Origin of the sequence: Sinorhizobium sp. B11 (assembly GCA_039725955.1) — a bacterium.
Classification (GTDB): domain Bacteria; phylum Pseudomonadota; class Alphaproteobacteria; order Rhizobiales; family Rhizobiaceae; genus Rhizobium.
Window position 1 is genome coordinate 1,185,011 of the sequence record CP091033.1, and the last position, 19,552, is coordinate 1,204,562.

18 protein-coding genes are annotated in these 19,552 nt (G+C 60.2%); 3 read left to right on the top strand and 15 right to left on the bottom strand.

Annotated features, from left to right (window positions below; genetic code table 11):
- Positions 1–53 precede the first annotated feature (53 nt).
- Positions 54–1,013 (top strand): trypsin-like peptidase domain-containing protein, encoded by a 960-nt coding sequence (locus LVY75_05360; GenBank protein XAZ19588.1) that lies wholly within the window; start codon positions 54–56, stop codon positions 1,011–1,013.
- An 86-nt stretch (positions 1,014–1,099) separates the two neighbouring features.
- On the opposite strand, the gene LVY75_05365 is transcribed toward LVY75_05360, so the two are convergent.
- From LVY75_05365 to LVY75_05395, 7 genes are all read right to left on the bottom strand, one after another.
- Positions 1,100–1,993 (bottom strand): haloalkane dehalogenase, encoded by an 894-nt coding sequence (locus LVY75_05365; protein ID XAZ19589.1) that lies wholly within the window; start codon positions 1,991–1,993, stop codon positions 1,100–1,102.
- Positions 1,983–2,582, bottom strand: a complete 600-nt coding sequence (locus tag LVY75_05370) for a TetR/AcrR family transcriptional regulator (protein XAZ19590.1) — start codon at positions 2,580–2,582, stop codon at positions 1,983–1,985. Before LVY75_05370 ends, LVY75_05365 begins: the two co-directional genes overlap by 11 nt.
- Before the next feature lie 335 nt (positions 2,583–2,917).
- On the bottom strand, positions 2,918–3,334 hold the full coding sequence (locus LVY75_05375; protein ID XAZ19591.1) for an organic hydroperoxide resistance protein: 417 nt from the start codon (positions 3,332–3,334) through the stop codon (positions 2,918–2,920).
- Positions 3,335–3,492: 158 nt separating this feature from the next.
- Complete coding sequence (locus LVY75_05380; GenBank protein ID XAZ19592.1) at positions 3,493–4,818, bottom strand: HAMP domain-containing histidine kinase; 1,326 nt, start codon at positions 4,816–4,818, stop codon at positions 3,493–3,495.
- Positions 4,815–5,555 carry a response regulator gene (locus LVY75_05385; protein ID XAZ19593.1) on the bottom strand — a complete coding sequence of 247 codons (741 nt, stop codon included), beginning with the start codon at positions 5,553–5,555 and terminating at the stop codon, positions 4,815–4,817. Before LVY75_05385 ends, LVY75_05380 begins: the two co-directional genes overlap by 4 nt.
- Positions 5,556–5,690: 135 nt before the next feature.
- A complete protein-coding gene (locus LVY75_05390) occupies positions 5,691–6,731 on the bottom strand; it encodes an alpha/beta hydrolase (protein XAZ19594.1) in 1,041 nt (346 codons plus the stop codon).
- Between the two features lie 135 nt (positions 6,732–6,866).
- Entirely contained in the window at positions 6,867–7,238 is a 372-nt protein-coding gene (locus LVY75_05395; protein ID XAZ19595.1) for a DUF488 family protein, read from the bottom strand.
- A gap of 226 nt (positions 7,239–7,464) precedes the next feature.
- Between LVY75_05395 and LVY75_05400 the strand changes: the two genes are divergently transcribed.
- Together LVY75_05400 and LVY75_05405 are read left to right on the top strand one after the other, a co-directional pair.
- Complete coding sequence (locus LVY75_05400) at positions 7,465–9,240, top strand: cytochrome c biogenesis protein DipZ (GenBank protein ID XAZ19596.1); 1,776 nt, start codon at positions 7,465–7,467, stop codon at positions 9,238–9,240.
- A gap of 42 nt (positions 9,241–9,282) precedes the next feature.
- Complete coding sequence (locus LVY75_05405) at positions 9,283–10,041, top strand: alpha/beta hydrolase (GenBank protein ID XAZ19597.1); 759 nt, start codon at positions 9,283–9,285, stop codon at positions 10,039–10,041.
- Positions 10,042–10,073: 32 nt separating this feature from the next.
- On the opposite strand, the gene dhaL (LVY75_05410) is transcribed toward LVY75_05405, so the two are convergent.
- From dhaL (LVY75_05410) to LVY75_05445, 8 genes are all read right to left on the bottom strand, one after another.
- Entirely contained in the window at positions 10,074–10,730 is a 657-nt protein-coding gene (gene dhaL, locus LVY75_05410) for a dihydroxyacetone kinase subunit L (protein XAZ19598.1), read from the bottom strand.
- A gap of 50 nt (positions 10,731–10,780) precedes the next feature.
- Positions 10,781–12,871, bottom strand: coding sequence for a dihydroxyacetone kinase subunit DhaK (gene dhaK / locus LVY75_05415; protein XAZ19599.1), 2,091 nt, complete (start codon positions 12,869–12,871; stop codon positions 10,781–10,783).
- A 153-nt stretch (positions 12,872–13,024) separates the two neighbouring features.
- Positions 13,025–13,672, bottom strand: coding sequence for a dihydroxyacetone kinase subunit L (gene dhaL, locus LVY75_05420; protein XAZ19600.1), 648 nt, complete (start codon positions 13,670–13,672; stop codon positions 13,025–13,027).
- A gap of 14 nt (positions 13,673–13,686) precedes the next feature.
- Positions 13,687–14,682 carry a dihydroxyacetone kinase subunit DhaK gene (locus tag LVY75_05425; GenBank protein ID XAZ19601.1) on the bottom strand — a complete coding sequence of 332 codons (996 nt, stop codon included), beginning with the start codon at positions 14,680–14,682 and terminating at the stop codon, positions 13,687–13,689.
- A gap of 22 nt (positions 14,683–14,704) precedes the next feature.
- Positions 14,705–15,475, bottom strand: coding sequence for a D-threitol dehydrogenase (locus tag LVY75_05430; GenBank protein XAZ19602.1), 771 nt, complete (start codon positions 15,473–15,475; stop codon positions 14,705–14,707).
- A 56-nt stretch (positions 15,476–15,531) separates the two neighbouring features.
- The gene (locus LVY75_05435; protein XAZ19603.1) at positions 15,532–16,518 is read right to left on the bottom strand and encodes a substrate-binding domain-containing protein; all 987 of its coding nucleotides are present in this window, start codon (positions 16,516–16,518) and stop codon (positions 15,532–15,534) included.
- Positions 16,519–16,613: 95 nt separating this feature from the next.
- A complete protein-coding gene (locus LVY75_05440; protein XAZ19604.1) occupies positions 16,614–17,618 on the bottom strand; it encodes an ABC transporter permease in 1,005 nt (334 codons plus the stop codon).
- Between the two features lie 40 nt (positions 17,619–17,658).
- Positions 17,659–19,137, bottom strand: coding sequence for a sugar ABC transporter ATP-binding protein (locus LVY75_05445; protein ID XAZ19605.1), 1,479 nt, complete (start codon positions 19,135–19,137; stop codon positions 17,659–17,661).
- Between the last annotated feature and the right edge of the window lie 415 nt (positions 19,138–19,552).

Genomic DNA, 19,552 nt, shown 5'->3' on the forward strand with positions numbered 1-19,552 from the left:
AGCAGTCGCTGCCGGTCCTCAACATCGACGCCTCACGCGTCGGAGGAGATTTCATGGGATTGATTGATCGTGACATTCAGCCGTCGTCAGACGCCGGGCTGCTGGATGCCTATTCCGAAACGGTGTCGAATACCGTCGACATGGTCGGTCCGGCGGTCAGCCGTATCGAACGCATTGGCGGACGAGCGGGGCATGGTTCGGGCTTTGCCATTTCGCCCGACGGTCTCATCGTTACCAACAATCACGTCGTCGGCGATGCGAAAGCCGTCACCATCAAGACACCTGACGGTACGGTCGTCGAGGGCCGGGTGCTTGGCCGGGATGAAGATACCGACCTTGCTCTGATCCGGGCCAACGACTGGTCCGGCGCCTGGGCGCAGCTTGCCGACTCGAAGAAACTGAAGCGCGGGCATATCGCTGTCGCCATAGGCAATCCGCTTGGCTTCGAATGGACCGTCACGGCCGGCGTCGTTTCTGCCCTCGGACGCTCGATGCGCGCGGCTAGCGGTCGCCTGATGGAAGATATCATCCAGACGGACGCAGCGCTTAACCCCGGCAATTCCGGCGGTCCGCTGGTCTCTTCGTCTAGTGAGGTCATCGGCGTCAATACGGCCGTGATACAGGGCGCGCAGAGCATCGCTTTTGCAGTCGCCTCGAACACCGCCAAGCATGTGGTGTCCGAAATCCTGCGTTTCGGCGAGGTCCGCCGCGGATATATCGGTATCGCCGCCGATACGGTTGATCTGCATCGGCGCATTGCGCTTGAAGCCGGCCTTCCGCAACGGACAACGGTCCGCCTGCGCCGCGTCGAAGATGGTGGCCCTGCCGCGAGAGCAGGCCTTCGTGAAGGTGACTATCTGCTTGCAATCGCCGGCCATCCGGTATCGGGGATAGATGACGTCGTCCGGCTGCTGGATGGGTCGACGATCGATTCCGATGTCGATGTTCTGATTTTTTCCATTGCAGGGCGGATCGAACAACGCACCGTTCGGCCGGCTAAAAGAGCACATTAGGCAACTGTTTAGCCGATATAGCTAAAGAAGAGAACGAAGCCGGAGATCGTGCTTCGTTCTCTAATCGCGGCAGGCTATGGCAGTCCTCAAGCGACGAGGCTTTCGGCCTCGATTTCGGCGACAAACTGGGCAACGGTCTCGCCGATGATTTCGGGGTGGTCCTCCTGCAGATAGTGCAGGCCCGACTGGAGCTTCACCAGCCGGCAATTGTGCAGACGTCTCGCAAAATCCTCTGCAACCGCCGGCGGAATGAGCGCACCCGGATCTCCGGCGATGAGGAGCTTCGGATAGGTCGATACCGCCAAAGCCTCATGTGCTTTTTCCATGGTTGCATAGACATCCGCCGGCTCACCGGCAATCGGCAGTTCATTCGGAAATCGCCAGGTTGGCCGACGCGAGGCCGGTGTGGGGAACGGCGCTCGATAGACGGCCATCTCCTCCTCGCTGAGTTGGCGGGAGGTTGCGCCAGGAAGTACGCCTTCAACGAAGATATTTTCCCTCAGGATGAGTTCCTCGCCCTCTCCCGGCGTGCGAAACTTGCGAAATATCTCACGCTCGGCACTGTTCTGCAGGAATTCGTCCCAGGTCGGTATCGGCCGGATGAACTCCATGAAGGCTAGGCCACGAACGAAGTCGGGACGGCGGGCGGCGAGATGGAGTGCCAGCCCGCTTCCCCAATCCTGGGCGACGAGATAGGCCGACTTAATGCCCATCGTCGCGATGAACGCATCGAGGTAACGCGCATGATCCTCGAAGCGATAGGCAATGTCCGGCTTGCCCGATTGTCCGAAGCCGATCAGGTCGGGGGCAATGCAATGAGCGGCCTCGGCGACAAGCGGAATGATATTGCGCCAGATATAGGACGACGTGGGATTGCCATGCAGAAACAGGGCGACGGGGCCGTCCGTCCTGCCGGCCTCGCGATATGCCATTTCGGAATCGAGCACCGGCACGCGCGGCAGACTGATATCATGTCTCATGGGTGTGATCCTTGAACACGGTGGCAAAAACGATCTTCTTGAACCGCTCCAAGGGCTGGGCATCCCGCGATACTTTCATGCGCAGGATCGCACCTTCCCATGAAGCAAGGAGGAATTCGGCCAGATCTTCCGGACCGATCGCATCATCGATCTCTCCGGAGGCCTGTCCTTCGGCAATGCAAGCCGTAAATGGCGCGCTCCATTCGCCAAAAATTTCCGCGAGCCGCGTGCGCAGCATCTCGCTCTGCGGCGCCGCCTCCAGGCTGAGATCGCCGATGAGGCAGCCGCGGCTGAAACCATCGGCAGCCAGACGGCCGGTGATGATATCGAGGTATTTCTCGATGCGCTGGCGTGGCCTCAGCCTCACATCCCCCAGCGCCGTCTCGATGGCACACTGAAGATCCTGAAAATAGAGATCGAGCACCTCCTTCGTGAATTCCTCTTTGGAACGGAAGTGGTTGGTAAACGAGCCCTGCGGCACGCCCGCCTCGGCAACGATGTCGCGAACGCCTGCGCCAATGTAACCCTTGCGGAACATGACCTTGCGGCCCGCTTCAAGAATGGTGTTTCGGTGTGAGTGCTTTGCCATGGCTGCCATAATACGTACGACCGTATTAAAATCAAGAGTGAAATTGCCGGCGCGACGTAAAGGGCGTCAAACCGAAAAACATGCATAAAAATAAAGGCACCCGCCTACCGGCCGGTGCCTTGATCATTTCCACGATATCGAACTTAGCGGCCTACAGGGAACCAGACATTCCCGAGGTCGCAGCAAGTAGTCCGTATAGTGCCGACGGCTCATCAGAGAACACGTCATAAATACAGGGTGCTGCGAAAACCGCTGCTCCCAGAATGACAATGATGATCCTTTTCATCGAAGCCTCCATCGGCGCAGCCGGACTGCGCCTTCTGTTATCAGTATCCCTAGACGAGGTTCAGCTCGACATTGATGTTGCCGCGCGTCGCCTTCGAATAAGGGCAGGTCTGATGAGCCTCTTCGACCAGCGCTCGGGCGACCTCGGGCTCCAGACCCGGCAGGCTGATGTTGAGGCGAGCCTGCAGGAAATAGGCGTCGCCCGTCATGCCGAGATCGACTTCCGCATCGACAGCGGTATCGGCGGGAAGCCTCAGCTTCCGCTTACCGGCAGCAAGGCCCATCGCGCCGATGAAGCAGGCGGACCAGCCGGCAGCAAAGAGCTGTTCGGGATTGGTGCCGGCATGGGCGCTGCCCGGAGGCGAAAGCTTCACGTCGAGCTGCGCGTCACTGCTGCGGGCGGAGCCGTCACGGCCGCCTGTCGTGTGGGTCTTGCCGGTATAAAGAACCTTTTCAATCGTCGTCATGAGAGCAATCCTCGATTTCGTGTCGCGAGCTGCGACATCTGGTGACGGAGTGGTTTTGACGGTTTGACGTATCCGCTATGTTTCCGAAATCGGCCGAACTGTATCAAAGCGTAGCGCAGGTCAATCTGGACATTTTCGCATACAAAACAGCGAAAAATTCAGTTGGCGCGGATGGTGACCTCGGCGGCCAATCCGCCGCCCTCGCGGTTATACAACCGCACTGAACCGCCGATCGCGGCGGCCAGCTGCTGGGCGATGGCAAGACCGAGTCCCGTGCCGCCTGTCTCGCGATTGCGCGATTGCTCCAGCCGGAAGAAGGGCTGCATTGCAGCCTCGAGCATAGCCTCTGGAATGCCGGGGCCACGGTCCGTCACGGTGATAACGATCGCCTCTTCACCGTTTCGCTCGACGCCGATTTCGGCGGCCCCAGCAAATTTCAGGGCGTTGTCGATGAAATTCGTCAGAATACGACGCAAGGCATGTGGCTTGGTCGATGCGACGCCCTGCACCAGACCGACGACACTGACGTCTTTGTCCATGTCCTGATAGTCGTAGGCGATGCTATCGATGAAGGACGAGAGATCGATGCGCGAAAACTTTTCACCACTTCCGTGGGCGCTGCGGGCATAAGCGATTCCGTCCTGCACCAGGCGTTCGATCTCGCCGAGATCGCGGACCAGCTTGTCCTTCTCGGGGGACTCATCTGCCATGTCGGCGCGCAGCCGCATGCGGGTGATCGGCGTTTGCAGGTCGTGGGAGATTGCGGCCAGTATCTGCACACGCTCCTCGAGATAGTGCGCAATTCGCTCCCGCATGGCGTTGAAGGCGCGAGCCGCATGGGCAACCTCGCTCGGTCCGCGCTCACTGAGCGGCGGCCCCTTCTTGTTCGGGTCAAGTTCATCTGCTGCCGCGGCAAGAGCGCCAAGCGGGCGGATCGCCTGACGCACGGCAAACCACGTGCAGAGCACAAGCAGCGCCATTTGAATGGCAAGCACGTAGGGCAGCCATGCCGCAATGGGCATGGGCGGGCGCGGCGTGATTTCAATCGTCAGGGGACTTCCATCACTCAGCGTCAGATGCGCCTGCAGGCGGCTAATGTCGCCTGGAATCGATTCCATGCGGATCGGATAAATACCCCCGATCGCCTCTTCGATCCTGCCGCCGATTTCCTTGCCCTTGCTGGAGTTATCGGGCACGCCCGGCAGACCCGGCCCAAGTTCGAAACGATAATTGCCGCGACTCAGGCGGTCGAGCAGGTCGCCGCGCTGATCCGCCGGCAGGCGGTCGAGTACCGCAATCGAGGTCGCAACGTCACTCTCCAGCGTACCGAGCATGACGGCCTTGGCCGACATGGAACGCTCGACGAAGAGCACCGTGAATGACAGGCCGTAGGCAATCGCCAGGCCGAAGAGCAGGATAAGGAAAAGCCGGGCCCTCAGTGTGCTCGGCCAAAACCCGAAGCGAAGCCCCCCGCTCGCACTCATGACCTCGCCTCTTCAATCTCCACCGGAACGGAAAAGACGTAACCCTCGCTGCGCACCGTCTTGATATAGGTCGGCTCGCGTGCGTCATCGCCCAATCGCTGACGCACGCGGCTGACCAGAAGGTCGATCGAGCGGTCGAAGAGTTCCGCATCGCGGCCCTGGGTCAGGTTCAAGAGCTGATCGCGGTTGAGCACCCGCTGGGGATGATCGATGAAGACGCGCAGCAGCCGATATTCGGCACCGCTGAGCGCAATCTCCGTTCCCTGCCTGTCGAGAAGATGCCGGCCGACAGTATCGAGACGCCAGTCGCCGAAACGAAGCCATTGCCCCGCCTCCGAGATCTGCAGGTTCGGAGGCAGAGCGCGCGTGCGTCGCAGCACAGCCTTTATGCGCGCCAGCAATTCGCGCGCTGCGAAGGGTTTCGGCAGATAATCGTCGGCACCCATCTCCAGCCCGATGATGCGATCCATCTCGTCGCTCCTGGCCGTGAGCATCAGGATCGGCGTAGCCTTATGCTTACCAGCACGCAGCTCGCGGCAGAGCACGAGCCCGTCGTCACCCGGCATCATGACGTCGAGCACGATGAGATCGACCGTATTGCCTTCGAGAAAACTGCGCATCTGTCGGCCATCGGCCGCGACTGACGCCCGAAGACCGTTCTTCTTCAGATAGCTCGAAACCAGCTCACGGATTTCACGATCGTCATCGACGATCAGGATATGGTCGATATGCTCCATGTCAGGACTTTCGGATCCTCTATCTGTTGGCGCCAGCAGAATTTTTATCTTAACGCAGACTCACTGCTTCCTGTTTTGACTCTGAATTGGCTGCCGCGAAACAGGGAATTCCGTCCGCGGCAGCAAAGGCTGACTTTAGAAGCGATCGACATCCAGGATGGCCTGGGCAAAGGCCTGCGGCGCTTCTTGCGGCAGGTTGTGGCCGATGCCGCCGGTGATGGTGCGATGCTCATATCTGCCGGTGAACTTCTTAGCATAGGCAGAAGGGTCCGGATGCGGCGCGCCATTGGCGTCGCCCTCCATGGTGATGGTCGGCACTGTGATGACCGGGAAGGCGGCAAGTTTCTTTTCCAACGCGTCATACTTCTTTTCGCCATTGGCAAGGCCAAGCCGCCAGCGGTAGTTGTGGATGGTGATCGCGACATGATCCGGGTTTTCGAATGCCTTGGCGGTGCGGTCGAAAGTTGCGTCATCAAATTTCCACTGCGGCGAAGCGAGCTTCCAAATCAGCTTCGCGAAATCATGCCGGTTGGCCTCGTAGCCCTCGCGGCCGCGTTCCGTAGCGAAATAGAACTGGTACCACCAGGACAACTCGGCCTGCGGCGGAAGCGGCTTCTTGTTGGCTTCCTGGCTGCCGATCAGATAGCCGCTGACAGAGACCAAACCCTTGCAGCGTTCCGGCCAGACGGCGGCCAGGATGTCCGCAGTGCGGCCGCCCCAGTCATAGCCGCCGATCACGGCACGCTCGATCTTCAAAGCATCCATGAAGGCGATGATATCGATGGCGATGGCAGCCTGCTGACCGTTGCGCGGTGTCTTCGCGGAGAGGAATTCGGTTGTGCCATAGCCGCGCAGATAGGGGATCAGTACCCGGTAGCCGGCATCGGCGAGCGCAGGCGCTACATCGACGTAGCTGTAGATGTCGTAGGGCCAGCCATGGAGCAGCAGCACAACCGGACCATTTGCGGGACCGGCTTCAGCGTAGCCGACATTCAATACGCCAGCCTTGATCTGCTTCAGCGGTGCAAAGGACGTATTCGAACCTGGCGTGACGGCGGGCGCGGTCACCTGTGACTGGGCGCCGGCGGCGCTGGTCAGACCGAACTCGACGGCAGCCATGGTCATGGCCGCAACACCGAAAAAACGACGACGCTGAATATTGATTTCGCTGGACATTGGCTTTCTCCGTTTCAAGTTGATGGCAAGGAGAAAACAGCTCGCATGTATCCCCGATGTTTCGGTATCCGCTTCAATTGCATGCGGATGTAGCATCCGGGCTTCCGGATACGTTCTGATACAATGGCTGCCTTCCTAATCGAAAATCCGTTGGATGAGGAAATCACGAAGCACGACGGCATTGTTGTGCTCATCATCGCGGGCGGCATAAAGCAGGGTGACCGTGCCTTTTTCTGCGAAACCGAGCACCTGATCTACCTCTTCCTCCTTTTGCTGAAGCTCGACGATGTAGCGCTTGCAGAACTCCTCCCAGCGATCGGGCTCATGATTGAACCAGTGGCGCAGCTCGGTGCTGGGTGCGATATCCTTCAGCCAGGCATCGAGAGCAGCGCGGTCTTTGCTGAGGCCGCGCGGCCAGATGCGATCGACAAGCAGGCGGGCGCCATCGGCAGCAGCTTTGGCCGCATAAACCCGCTTCAGCTTTATATTTTCCGGACTGATCGTCATGTGATCCTACCTGCTCGGCCACGCTCTCCCAAAAGAAGGTTCGATCGGCGAGAGCCATGATGCGGGAAGATAGCGCAGCTCTCATCTGTGCGCTTCCTACACTTCGGTACACATTGCCATCAAACCAGACACATCCGAGATACATCGCCTCGACCAGATAGCCACGTTGCTGATCGGGCCGCATCGCCGTCCAGAGTCCGATCACCCGGTTTCAAAGGAAACGACGATGACACTTCTTATCATTGCTTATCTTGGAGGGGCACTGACCATATTCAGCCCCTGCATTCTCCCCATTCTCCCCTTCGTCTTTGCCCGTGCCGGACAGCCATTCGTGCGCAGCACGCTGCCCATGCTGATCGGCATGGCCGCAACATTCGCGTTGGTAGCGACGCTTGCGGCAGTTGGCGGCAGCTGGGCGATCAACGCCAATGAATATGGCCGCCTTGCCGCGCTGACCCTGCTTGCCATCTTTGGCCTCAGTCTTCTTTCGCCCCGTATCGCAAGCTTCATCACCCAGCCTGTCGTCGATTTCGGCAACCGCCTGCTGAACGCCTCCGGCAAGACCGGTGCTGCGCCGACTGTGGCGAGCGCGCTCGTTCTCGGCGTCGCGACCGGTCTGCTCTGGGCGCCCTGCGCCGGGCCAATCCTCGGTCTCGTACTGACCGGCGCCGCACTCCAGGGCGCGAACCTGCAGACGACGTTCCTGCTGCTTGCCTATGCCGCTGGCGCCGCCACTTCGCTGGCTATTGCACTCTCAGTCGGCGGCAAGATCTTTGCCGGCATGAAGAAGTCGCTTGGCGTCAGCGAGCGCATTCGTCAGGGCCTCGGCGCTGCCGTACTCGCAGGCGTCGCTGTCATTGCACTCGGTCTCGACACTGGCCTGCTTTCGCAGCTTTCCTATGCCAGCACCGCATCCTTCGAGCAGGCCGTTCTCGACAGGGTGAATGTGAAGCCAACCGATGGAGGATCGTCCGAAGTCGCGAGCAACGACAAGGCGATCGGTCTTGCCGATGCGACGAAACCTTTCCATAGCGATCTGCCGGTCGAAGGTCGAGCGCCATCGCTGGACGGTGCCGTCGAATGGCTGAACTCGCCGCCGCTGACTATGGAACAACTCCGCGGCAAGGTCGTACTCGTCGATTTCTGGACCTATTCCTGCATCAACTGCATCCGCACTATCCCCTATGTCCGCGCCTGGGCTGAAAAATACAAAGACCAGGGCCTGGTTGTGATCGGCGTGCATGCCCCGGAATTTGCCTTCGAAAAGAAGATCGACAATGTCAAAAAGGCCATTGGCGACTTCAATATCGGCTATCCGGTCGCAATCGACAACGACTACAAGATCTGGCGCGCCTTCGATAACAGCTACTGGCCGGCTCATTACCTGATCGATGCCAAGGGCCAGATCCGCGAACATCACTTCGGCGAAGGCAACTACCGACAGACCGAGCAGGCGATCCAGGATCTGTTGCGCGAAGCCGGCAGCGAGATGGCAACAAGCGCACCGGTCGTGCCGGATGCGAAAGGTGCCGAGATGAGCCCGGACCTGAAGGACATCGGCTCCGGCGAGACCTATATCGGCTATCAGCAGGCCACCGGCTTTGCCTCCAATGAGAGCATGCGCGCCGATGCCAGCAGAGACTATTCGGTCAAGCAGCCTGGGCTCAACCAGTGGAGTCTTTCGGGCAAATGGACTGTCGGCGCCGAAGAGGCGACCCTCGATCAATCAGGCGGCGGCATCGCCTACCGCTTCAGCGCCCGCGACCTGCATCTCGTTCTTGGCCCAGCTACTGACGGCAAACCGATCCGCTTTCAGGTGACGGTCGACGGCAAGGCGCCAGGTGCCGACCACGGCAGCGATATCGATGCCGATGGAAACGGCACGGTGACCTCAACCAAACTCTACCAGCTCGTGCGCCAGTCCGGTGCCGTGGAAGCACGCAACTTCGAGATCCGTTTCCTCGATCCCGGCGTCCAGGCCTACGCCTTTACCTTCGGCTGAACTTCCTACTCCCGTTTAACTTGAACAACAGGAATAAACACCATGAAACACAAGTATTTTTCCACACTCGCCATCGCCTTCGCCACCAGCGTCATCGCTTTCACCGCCCAGGCAGCAGAGGTGAAGAACATCGTCATCGTCCACGGCGCTCTTGCCGATGGTTCCGGCTGGCGCCAGGCGACTGAAATTCTCGAAAAACGCGGCTTCAACGTCACCATCGTCCAGGAGCCAATCACCTCGCTTGCCGATGACGTCGCCGCCACCAACCGGGTGCTGGACCTGCAGGACGGCCCAACCCTGCTCGTCGGCCATAGCTATGGCGGCATGGTCATCACCGAAGCCGGCAACAGCCCCAATGTGGCGGGCCTGGTCTATGTCGCGGCCTTCCAGCCGGACAAGGGGGAAAGCCTCATCAGCCTGGCGAGTTCCAAGCCGGCTGGCGGCATGAATATTCGTGAGACGAAGGACGGAAAATATCTCTACCTAGACCCGGCCGCCTTCACGAACGACTTCGCCGCCGACCTGCCGAAGGACGAGGCGGCATTCCTCGCGAAGTCACAGGTCTTCGCCTCCAAGGAGGCTTTCTCTGCCAAGGCTGGCGATCCTGCCTGGAAGACCAAGAAAAGCTGGACGGTGGTGGCCACCGAAGACCGTTCGATCAATCCCGATCTCGAACGCGACATGGCAAAGCGGGCAGGCAGCACGGTGACGGAGATCAAGGCAAGCCATGCTGTCTTCGCATCTCAGCCGGAAAAGGTTGCCGATGTGATCGCAAAGGCAGCCGAGGCGGCCAGCAAGTAATCGGATCAAAAGTAGCAACCGGAGCCGGTGGATCACTCCGCCGGCTCGTTCTCAGTGAATGTCTCCTTCATCGCTCTGATAATGACGACGGCCGATGCCGCGCCGGGATCGATGTGGCCAAGGGATCGTTCGCCGAGGCGGGCCGCCCGCCCGCGGGTCGCAACCATCGAACGGGTCGAGCGTGCGCCGGCATCACCGGCTTCCAGGATGTCGTTCCACATGTCCGAGACGGTCGCCTGCCGGTCGCGGGCGGCAGCTGCCGCTTCGGTTGCGGGGATCCAGGCATCCAGCATGGTCTTATCGCCGCGCTGGCCCTTGCCGCGATCCCGGATACCTGATGTCATGGCCTCGACAATTGCGGCCTGAGAGTCGATCGAAAGCGTCTCGTCCCGCTTCAGGGCCTGCGCGGCCTTGCGGAAGGCGGTGGCATAGAGCGGGCCGGTCGATGCGCCAACGGCATCGAGAAAGGCGGATGCGGCAAGCGAAAAGACCTCTGATGGCAATATTTTATCGAGATCTTGCTTTGCCAGTTCGCCATTCACCGCCTGGAAGCCGAGCGACATGGTAATGCCGTGGTCGGCATCGCCGATCGCGCCATCCAGATCGGAGAGATGATCCTTCTCAGCCGAGATCGCCACCGATATCCGGTGAAACATCCTGCTGAGGCGGCGGGCCGCGTTTGCCGACATGCGTATCCTCCCAATTCATGCAGCCCAGTTCCCTGGGATGCTTTTACTTTTCAGTTTACGACCCTCAGAAACGCGGTATCGCAGGGGTGGTGCAGCAGATCCGTCAATTCCTGGTCGAGATGCAGAATGGATATGGATGCGCCGACCATGTCGAGCGATGTGCAATAATGCCCCACCCAGTTCGCTTCGATCTTGATCCCCTTTGCGCTCAGGCGCTGTTCCACCCGTCGATAGAGAATATAGAGCTCCATCAGCGGCGTGCCGCCGAACGAGTTGACGAGAACGGCAACGCGGTCCCCCGCCACCGGTTTCATTTCCGAGAATATGCGATCCATGACGACATCGACCACGGCATCGGCGCTCATCATCTTTTCACGCATCACGCCCGGTTCGCCGTGGATGCCCATGCCGATTTCCATATCGTCGGGACCGATCTCGAAATTGTGGCGACGCGTCTGCGGCAGCGAACAGGGCTCCAACGCAACACCCATCGTGAAGGTACGGTCATTGGCTTTTCGCGTTGCTGCCTCGCAAGCATTCAGCGACAGACCACGATCGCAGGCCGCACCGGCGATCTTGAAGATGAAGAAATTGCCGGCGACTCCGCGGCGGCCATCCCGATCCTCTACTGGCGAGGAGGAAATATCGTCGGTGGTAACCACGGTACGGACCTCGATATTGTCCTCCGCGGCCATTTCGGCAGCCATCTCAAAATTCATGACGTCGCCGGCATAATTGCCGTAGACGAATAGTACGCCCTCCCCGCCCGATGCCGCCCTGGCGCATTGAAGGATCGGCCCCGGAGGCGGGGAGGAAAAGATATTGCCGACCGCGACAGCATCGGCGAGCCCCTTGCCCACATACCCGAGGAAGGCCGGCTCGTGGCCGGTGCCGCCGCCGACGACCAGTCCAACCTTGCCCGCCCGGGGGCCTGCGCGGGCAACGAGCGCACGGTTGGAGCCGTCGACCGGGCGGAGGTAGCCCGCATGTGCCTTGACGACGCCCTCGAGCATTTCCTCGACGACGTCGTCAGGGTTGTTCAGGAACTTCTTGATCTGGGTGCGGGCGCTGTTCAACGGCGCTGAAATCTCGCTTTCCACACGCGGACGCTGGAGGCTCTTCTGAGCGATTTCAGTAACCCCGTCGGCATTGAGGATGCCGCGGCCCGTAGCCGCATCGGTAATGAGGACATTGACATAGCCGCCGCGAAGCGCCGCGAGAATGGCCGGCACCTTGTCGAAGCCGCCGGCAACAGCAATGCGCATGTTGATCCTCTTCAGCATATCAAGCGAGATGCCGACCGTCCGGTCGTCCAGCGGACCGACGACGGGCCGCCCATGGCCATCGATGAAGCGCCCTGCCACGACACCGGTCGCATCCTTCGCCAGATAGTCCTGCAGCGATACGGACTCGAAAAAACCACTGGTGTGGATGGTGGAATTCGGCCGCATTGAAGCGATGCCGAAAATTACCCTGTTCGCCCGTGAAAGCGACTCAAACTGACGATCAAGCAGCGGTTCGCGCATCAGCAGATCACGCACTTCGGCGCTGGACACAATGGCAGGCGCCGCAATGTTGATGAGCCGGCCGTCGACCGCATCGGCAAAGGCCGCAGCACAGAGTTCCGGCGTATAGGCGAAAGTTGCGCTCGTGCCACCGGTGGCCTGCACGATGGTCATATCCTGCAGGCCCGAGATGGCGGCCTGCTCGCCAACCGCCATGATGGTGCGTCCCCAGACAACCGCCAGGGTGTCGCCCGACTTCAGGAGCTTCTGCAGTGCCTGCGCGCCTGCTGCACCAAGCCGCTCGATCAGCGGCCGCGCATTGTCGTCGCTCGGCACGACAAGACAGTCATGCAGGCCGAAATGCCGCTTCAGTTCCTGAGCGATGGTGAGCGAACTGAGGCGTGAGGGTTCGATGGAAATATTGACGATGCCGCGAGCGCGCGCATCGGCGAGGTAGCTGTTCACCGTAGCGCGCGAAATGCCCATGGTTTCGGCGATGTCGCCCTGAGTCATGCCGTCTTCATAATAGAGCCAGCATGCCCATACATAGGGATCGTCGCCGTAGCGCAGCGGGATGGGTTCGGCCGAAACGTCTGCCGCGTTGTTCTTTCGTGCCGATGATGTCTTAGCCGTCATCCTGCCTGGTTTCTCCTCGTCTGCAATCGACGGCGAAGATGAGCGTAAAAGCTGCAGTTTTCAACGTGCCTTCGCCTGATTGTTCCCGGCCGCCGAAGCGGCCGGGAAGGTGATGCAAGGGAGGATCGCGGGCTCTCACCAAAGCCCGATCTGTCAGGCCGACTGCAGCCTCGGTTCCACGCCTTCAGCCAGCGACGTCAGGATCAATGCACAGGATGTCGCGCCCGCATCGAGCACACCGAGCGAACGTTCGCCGAGCCGACTAGCGCGACCGACCTTTGCGACGAGATCGCGTGTGCTGTCGCGTCCGGCCTCAGCAGCTGCGACGAGCGCGTGAAGCGCCTCGGCAAAGGGCTTTCCGCTGCCGATTGCCGTATCGAATGCAGTGATCGCCGGCACGAGTGTGTCGAGCAATGTCTTGTCGCCGACCTTGGCCGAACCGATCGCCTGAATGCCGTCGAGACCATTGTGGAGCATGGAGCTGAAGGCGGCGGCATCGATTGCATCGGACTTTTCGATGGTTTCAGCAAACTGCGTGAACATCACGCCGTAAAGCGGCCCCATGGAGCCGCCGATCTCCGTCATCAGAACCGTGCCGAGCGTGTCGAGCGCTTCAGCCAGCGACATGTCGGTTCCCTTGATGCGCTCGGCGGCCATGCCGAAACCCTTGGCCATGTTGACGCCGTGATCGCCGTCTCCGATCTTGCCGTCAATTTCGCTCAGATAGGCGCGATTTTCGATGATCCGGTCGGCCAACGAGAGAACGATTTCACCCGATCTGGCATTCTGAAATTGCTGCATTGACCCACCTCCCCTCAGAGCATCGCAGGGCACTGGACATCGACATCCAGCAGTCGCTTCAGTTCGTCGTCCAATGCCATCACGGTCAGTGTCGCGCCGACCATTTCCAGCGATGTGAAATAGTTGCCGATATAGACCTTGTGAATCTTCAGTCCGCGTCCGGTGATCTCGGATTCAATAGTATCGTGGAGAATATAGAGCTCGTTAAGCGGCGTGGCGCCGAGGCCGGACACGATAACGGCGACTTCGGCTCCAGCAGCAAGCTGGTGATCCTCGAGAACGATCTTCGCCATCTCCTCCGCGACGTCCCTGGCGGACTTCAGGGGCTCGACACGCACGCCGGGTTCGCCATGGTGGCCGATGCCGACCTCCATCGTGCCAGGCTCGATGGTGAAATTCGGATGGCCGACGGACGGCAGGGTACAGGGGCCGAGGCCGACACCGATCGAACGGCAATTGTCGATCGCCTTCTGCGCGGTCGCCCTGACTTCCTCGAGGCTTGCGCCCTCGGCAGCTCTCGCGGCGCCGCACTTCCACATGAAGATCTCGCCGGCAACGCCACGACGCTTCTCGCGCTCCTCGGGGCTTGCGGAACAGACGTCGTCATTGGCGACGACCGTGGCGATCTCGATGCCTTCCTTCGCCGCCAGCTTGATCGCCATCTTCACATTCATGTTGTCGCCGGCATAGTTGCCATAGAGGCAGACGACGCCCTTGCCGCCATTGGCTTCGCGGGCCGCATCGAGGAAGCTCTTTGCGGTTGGCGAAGAGAAAAGTTCGCCGACTGCCACGGCATCCAGCATGTTGCGGCCGGTATAGCCGATGAAGGCCGGTTCATGACCCGAACCGCCGCCGGTGATGACGCCCACCTTGCCGGCGACTGGTGCGTGACGGGCGGCGATGACACGGGGATTTTGTGCTGATTGCCTTACGATGTCGGCATGAGCCTTGACGAAACCTTTGACGGTATCTTCGACGACCTCATCCGGATTGTTGATAAATCGCTGCATTATAACTCCTATCTACCGCGCGTCAGATAATGGTGTAACCGCCGTCGACCAGAAGGTCCGCGCCGTTGATCATATCGGCACCATTGGAAGCCAGGAACACCGCCGCGGCCGCAATCTCCTCCGGAAAAGCAAAGCGACCGGAGGGAATGCGCTGTTTCAGCGCCTCGCCGCGCGGGCCATCCCATGCCTTCCTGCCGAGATCGGTCAGGACGACTGTCGGAGAGATGGTGTTGACGGTAATGCCGTGTTTGCCCCATTCGGCGGCAAGTGTCTTGGAAAGACCGATGACGCCGAATTTCGAAGCACAGTAGGCGACGTGCTGATCGATCGCGACGGTGCCTGCCTGCGACGCCATGTTGATGATCTTGCCACCCTTGCCCGCCTTGATCATGGCGCGGCCGGCAGCCTGGGAGACCAGGAACGTGCCCTTGAGATTGATGGCGATCGTCTTGTCCCAGGCGTCGAGACCCAGGTCCTCGGCTGGCGCAAGCATGACGACGCCAGCGCTGTTGACGGCGATATCGATGCGGCCGAAGGCAGCTTCGACACCGGCAATCACATTCTCGACCGACTGCGGATTTGACACGTCACAGACAAAGGATCTGGAACCGTTGCCGAGTTCTTCAGCCTTGCTCCGTGCCACCGATTCATTGATGTCGATGACGGCAACGACAGCGCCCTTGGCGGCCATGGCGGATGCAATGGCGCTGCCGATACCGGACGCGCCGCCCGTAACCAGAGCGACCTTGCCGCTCAGGGAAAAGTTCAGGTCAACCTCTTTGGAATCAGTCATGGCTCTCTCTCGAACTCAGGGTTTGGGGCGGGATATGATCCCGCCCCCAGCGAGGATCACTTGCGGGTCGACAGCAGCTGATCGACGTTTTCAGCCGTCACCGGGGTCCACGGAACATTGTAGGTCTTATCCTTACCGCCGTTCCAAGGCATGTCCTTGTAGGTGGTCCAGATATCGGACTCCGGCTTGTAGTCGCCCTTCTTGGCATTAAAGATCGCCAGATCCAGGGCGCCCTGAGCCTGAGCGCGCGCATCTTGCAGGATCGACGTCATTTCGCCCGCCTTGACCGCACGCAGGGCATCGGTGACGCCGTCGATGCCGGCGATCGCGAAGCTCTTGACGTCGAGACCGGCAGCCTTGACCGCTTCGATGGCGCCAAGCGCCATTTCATCGTTCTGGCCGATGATACCGTTGATCTGGTTCGGATGAGCCGTCAGCCAGTTTTCCATCAGCGTCTGGGCCTCCGCGCGCGACCAGTTTGCCGTCTGGTCTTCGAGAACCTTCACATCCGGGCACTCGGCAAGCGCCTTCTTGTTGCCTTCCAGACGCTGGATCTGGGCGGACTGACCGACCGGGCCTTCGATGATAACGACATTACCCTTGCAGCCGATCTTGTCCAGAACGCTCTTGGCTTCGAGATAGCCGGACACAGTATCGTCGGAACCGACATAGGATGTCAGCTGATCGGAGTTGACGCGAGTGTTGGAACCGATGACCGGAATGCCGGCATCAACAGCCGACTGGACGGCGGCCGCACCGGCATCGACGTCGATCGGGGCGAAGATGATCGCGTTGTACTTCTGCGTGATCATCGTCTTGAACTGGTCCTGCTGGACCAGCGCATCATAACGGCCGTCGAAAACCGTCAGTTCGACTTCGCCGCTCTTGACGGCCGGGTGGTCCTGGAGCGCTGCCGTCCAGATCTGCATGAATTCTGCGTTGAGGCCGTAAGGTGCTGCGCCGATCTTGATCCTTTCCTGGGCTGCGGCAGACGTTGCCAGCAGCGCCGTTGCCGAAGCAAGCGCAATCAGAAGCATTCTCATTTCAATTCTCCTCCACTTTGGGTTTAGGCTGCCGGCATGGCTTGCCTGTCGGACGGGGCGGCGAACTGCCTGCCCCCGAATTTCTGCTGGTGAGCTCAAGCTCCGAAATTTCGTTTCTGGTCGAGCATGACGGCGCCGACAATCAGGGCACCCTTCAGGACCTGCTGGTAGTAGGACTGAATACCCATCAGATCGAGGCCATTGTTCATGACACCGATGATGAGGGCGCCAATCAGTGTTCCCGTCACACGGCCAACGCCGCCGGAAAGGCTTGTCCCGCCGATGACGACTGCCGCGATCGCGTCCAGCTCATAGGCGACACCTGCCTGCGGCAGACCCGAACCGGTACGGGCGCTGAGCAGAATACCCGCAAGCCCTGCCAGGCCGCCCGAGATGACATAGACGGTGAAACGGATACGATCGGTATTGATGCCCGAAGTCTTGGCTGCATGCGGATTGCCGCCGACGGCATAGATGTAGCGGCCGAAGCGCGTGCGGTTGAGGATCCACCAGGAGACCGCGAAGACGACGGCAAGCACGATGACCGGCGCGGGAACGCCGAACACGTCGCCGGTGCCGATCCAGCGGAAGGCAGGTGTCAGCGCGGGGACCGGACGACCGCCGCCGTAGATCAGCGTCATGCCGCGGGCAGCCGAAAGCATGCCGAGTGTCGCTACGAAGGCCGGCACCGAGAAACGTGAGACAATCACACCCGAGATCGAACCGCAGATGATGCCGACGAACACGCCGACGAGCAGGCCGACGCCGACCGGATAAGGCGAGCCGATGACGCCCGCCGTAGCAGACGTCGTTGCAAAACTTGCACTGACGATGCCGGCGAGCGCGACGACCGAGCCGACCGACAGGTCGATACCGCGCGTCAGGATGACGAAGGTCATGCCGATCGCCAGCACGCCGTTGATCGACGTCTGCAGCAGCACGTTGGAGATATTGCCGCCGGTCAGGAAGAATTCGTTCGAGAACGACAGGATAATGACCAGGATCAGGAACGCGAGGAAGATCCCGTATTCCTGCACGATCAGGCGCCGCTGTTCCGTCTTGAACCAGCCACCCGTACTCTTGTTCTCACTCACTGACACTGCCTGCTCCTCTGATGCCGGACGAACGCCCTGACTCTGATCAGGTTGATAAGTGGACGAGTGATTGGGCATTCGTCTCCTCCCGGCTGTATATTCCGGCGCTCTTGCCGCCGCGCATCACCATGATGCGGTCCGACATGCCGAGAACTTCGTCGATTTCCGATGAGATCATCACCACAGTGCCGCCGCCTTCCGCGAAGTCGCAGATGATGCGATAGATTTCACGCTTGGCCCCGACATCGACGCCGCGCGTTGGCTCATCCAGCAGCAGGACCTTGGGGTTGCGCAGGAACCACTTGCCGAGGACGACCTTCTGCTGATTGCCGCCGGAAAGGCCAGATACCGGCATGGTGTCGCGTGCTGCCTTGATTTGAAACTGCTCGCGCATCCGCCGGCTGGCGTCCAGTTCCTTCGCATGGTCCATGGCAAAGGCCGGGCTCAGTGCCGGCAGGCTCGCCATGCAGATATTGGCGCGAACTGAGTCCGACAGATTGAGGCCAGTCTGCTTGCGGTCTTCGGTGACCAGCGCCAATCCATGAGCCATCGCATCCGAGGGCTTCGAGACGAGGATCGGCGCGCCATCAACCGAGATGCGTCCGGCGGACGGCTTGTCGAGACCGAAGAGACAATTGAAGATTTCGGTACGCCCGGAGCCCATGAGCCCGTAAATGCCGAAGATCTCGCCCTTGTGTGCGGCAAATGAAATATCCTTGATCTTGTTCGGGCAGGAAAGCGCGTTGACCTCCAGACCGACATCCGACGTCGGCCTATTGGTCTTGACATATTCCTCGGCGAGTTCCCGTCCGACAATCATGCGGATCAGGCTCGGCCGGTCGATCTCCGACAAGGCGCCGGCACCGATGAAGGAGCCGTCGCGGAAAGCCGTATAGGAATCGGCAATCTGAAAGATTTCCGACAGGCGGTGCGAGACGTAGACGATGCCACGCCCCTGGGCCTGCAGGTGGCGGATCGCCGCAAAGAGCTGCTGGGCTTCACGCTCGCCGATGGCCGAGGTCGGCTCATCCATGAAGATGACTTCGGCGTCATGGCTCAGTGCCTTAGCGATCTCTACCAGCTGCATCTGCGCGACCGATAGGTTCATCATGTATTGGGTGGCCCGGATGTCGAACTCCAGCTCGTCGAGCAGCTTCTGCGCCGCCCGGTTCATGCTGCGGAAATCAATGCCGCCGAAACGGGTAGACGGTTCACGGCCGAGATAGATGTTCTCGGCAACCGTCATGTGTGGAACCGGGCTCAGCTCCTGCTCGATAATGGCAATACCGGATGCGAGAGCATCCGCAGGACTGGAGAAATCCACTTCCTGGCCACGGCGGCGGATCGAGCCGGCATCGCGCTTGTAAATGCCCATCAGGATTTTCAGGAAAGTCGATTTGCCGGCGCCATTACCGCCGCAGAGCGCGTGAACCGAGCCGGCGCGAAGTTGGAAGCGGCCGTCGCGCAGGGCCGCGACACCGCCAAAGGACTTCCTGAGCCCCTCCACTTCCAACAAAAATTCCACGTCTGTCTCCTCCATGCGTGCGTCTGGCGACTACGCTCCAGCGCGCCCATCGGACACCTGGAAACCTCCGCCAAATGTCGATGCTGACAATATTCAAGTCATGATCGACAAATGTCAAGTGACGCGTGATCATATAAATGTCAGGTCGTCGGGAGACCAGGAACCACGCAGAAAAAGCCAGCATTTGCAGGCTTGAGAGCGTTGTCACGACGAGAAAGAGGACCTTGGGGAAGCTGGAAAGAATTTACGCGAATATATTGCCACCGGGGCACCAGAGCCAGCAAACTGCTGTTGCGTGCCATGGCCTTGCATCGGCTGGAGAGGCCGCACAACGGTGGCATATCTAGGTGACTCAGGCTTCTATGAAGCTATCCGGCCGAGCGTGGCCAAGTCACAATGCTTAGGCCATCGCCAT

Excerpts from the sequence above, each read along its gene's own strand:
- LVY75_05435 (XAZ19603.1), bottom strand. The coding sequence starts at position 16,518 with ATGAGAATGCTTCTGATTGCGCTTGCTTCGGCAACGGCGCTGCTGGCA.
- dhaK (XAZ19599.1), bottom strand. The coding sequence starts at position 12,871 with ATGACGGCTAAGACATCATCGGCACGAAAGAACAACGCGGCAGACGTT.
- dhaL (XAZ19600.1), bottom strand. The coding sequence starts at position 13,672 with ATGCAGCAATTTCAGAATGCCAGATCGGGTGAAATCGTTCTCTCGTTG.
- dhaL (XAZ19598.1), bottom strand. The coding sequence starts at position 10,730 with ATGTCGGCAAACGCGGCCCGCCGCCTCAGCAGGATGTTTCACCGGATA.
- LVY75_05390 (XAZ19594.1), bottom strand. The coding sequence starts at position 6,731 with ATGTCCAGCGAAATCAATATTCAGCGTCGTCGTTTTTTCGGTGTTGCG.
- LVY75_05370 (XAZ19590.1), bottom strand. The coding sequence starts at position 2,582 with ATGGCAAAGCACTCACACCGAAACACCATTCTTGAAGCGGGCCGCAAG.
- LVY75_05430 (XAZ19602.1), bottom strand. The coding sequence starts at position 15,475 with ATGACTGATTCCAAAGAGGTTGACCTGAACTTTTCCCTGAGCGGCAAG.
- LVY75_05365 (XAZ19589.1), bottom strand. The coding sequence starts at position 1,993 with ATGAGACATGATATCAGTCTGCCGCGCGTGCCGGTGCTCGATTCCGAA.
- LVY75_05425 (XAZ19601.1), bottom strand. The coding sequence starts at position 14,682 with ATGCAGCGATTTATCAACAATCCGGATGAGGTCGTCGAAGATACCGTC.
- LVY75_05400 (XAZ19596.1), top strand. The coding sequence starts at position 7,465 with ATGACACTTCTTATCATTGCTTATCTTGGAGGGGCACTGACCATATTC.
- LVY75_05395 (XAZ19595.1), bottom strand. The coding sequence starts at position 7,238 with ATGACGATCAGTCCGGAAAATATAAAGCTGAAGCGGGTTTATGCGGCC.
- LVY75_05380 (XAZ19592.1), bottom strand. The coding sequence starts at position 4,818 with ATGAGTGCGAGCGGGGGGCTTCGCTTCGGGTTTTGGCCGAGCACACTG.
- LVY75_05375 (XAZ19591.1), bottom strand. The coding sequence starts at position 3,334 with ATGACGACGATTGAAAAGGTTCTTTATACCGGCAAGACCCACACGACA.
- LVY75_05385 (XAZ19593.1), bottom strand. The coding sequence starts at position 5,555 with ATGGAGCATATCGACCATATCCTGATCGTCGATGACGATCGTGAAATC.
- LVY75_05360 (XAZ19588.1), top strand. The coding sequence starts at position 54 with ATGGGATTGATTGATCGTGACATTCAGCCGTCGTCAGACGCCGGGCTG.
- LVY75_05405 (XAZ19597.1), top strand. The coding sequence starts at position 9,283 with ATGAAACACAAGTATTTTTCCACACTCGCCATCGCCTTCGCCACCAGC.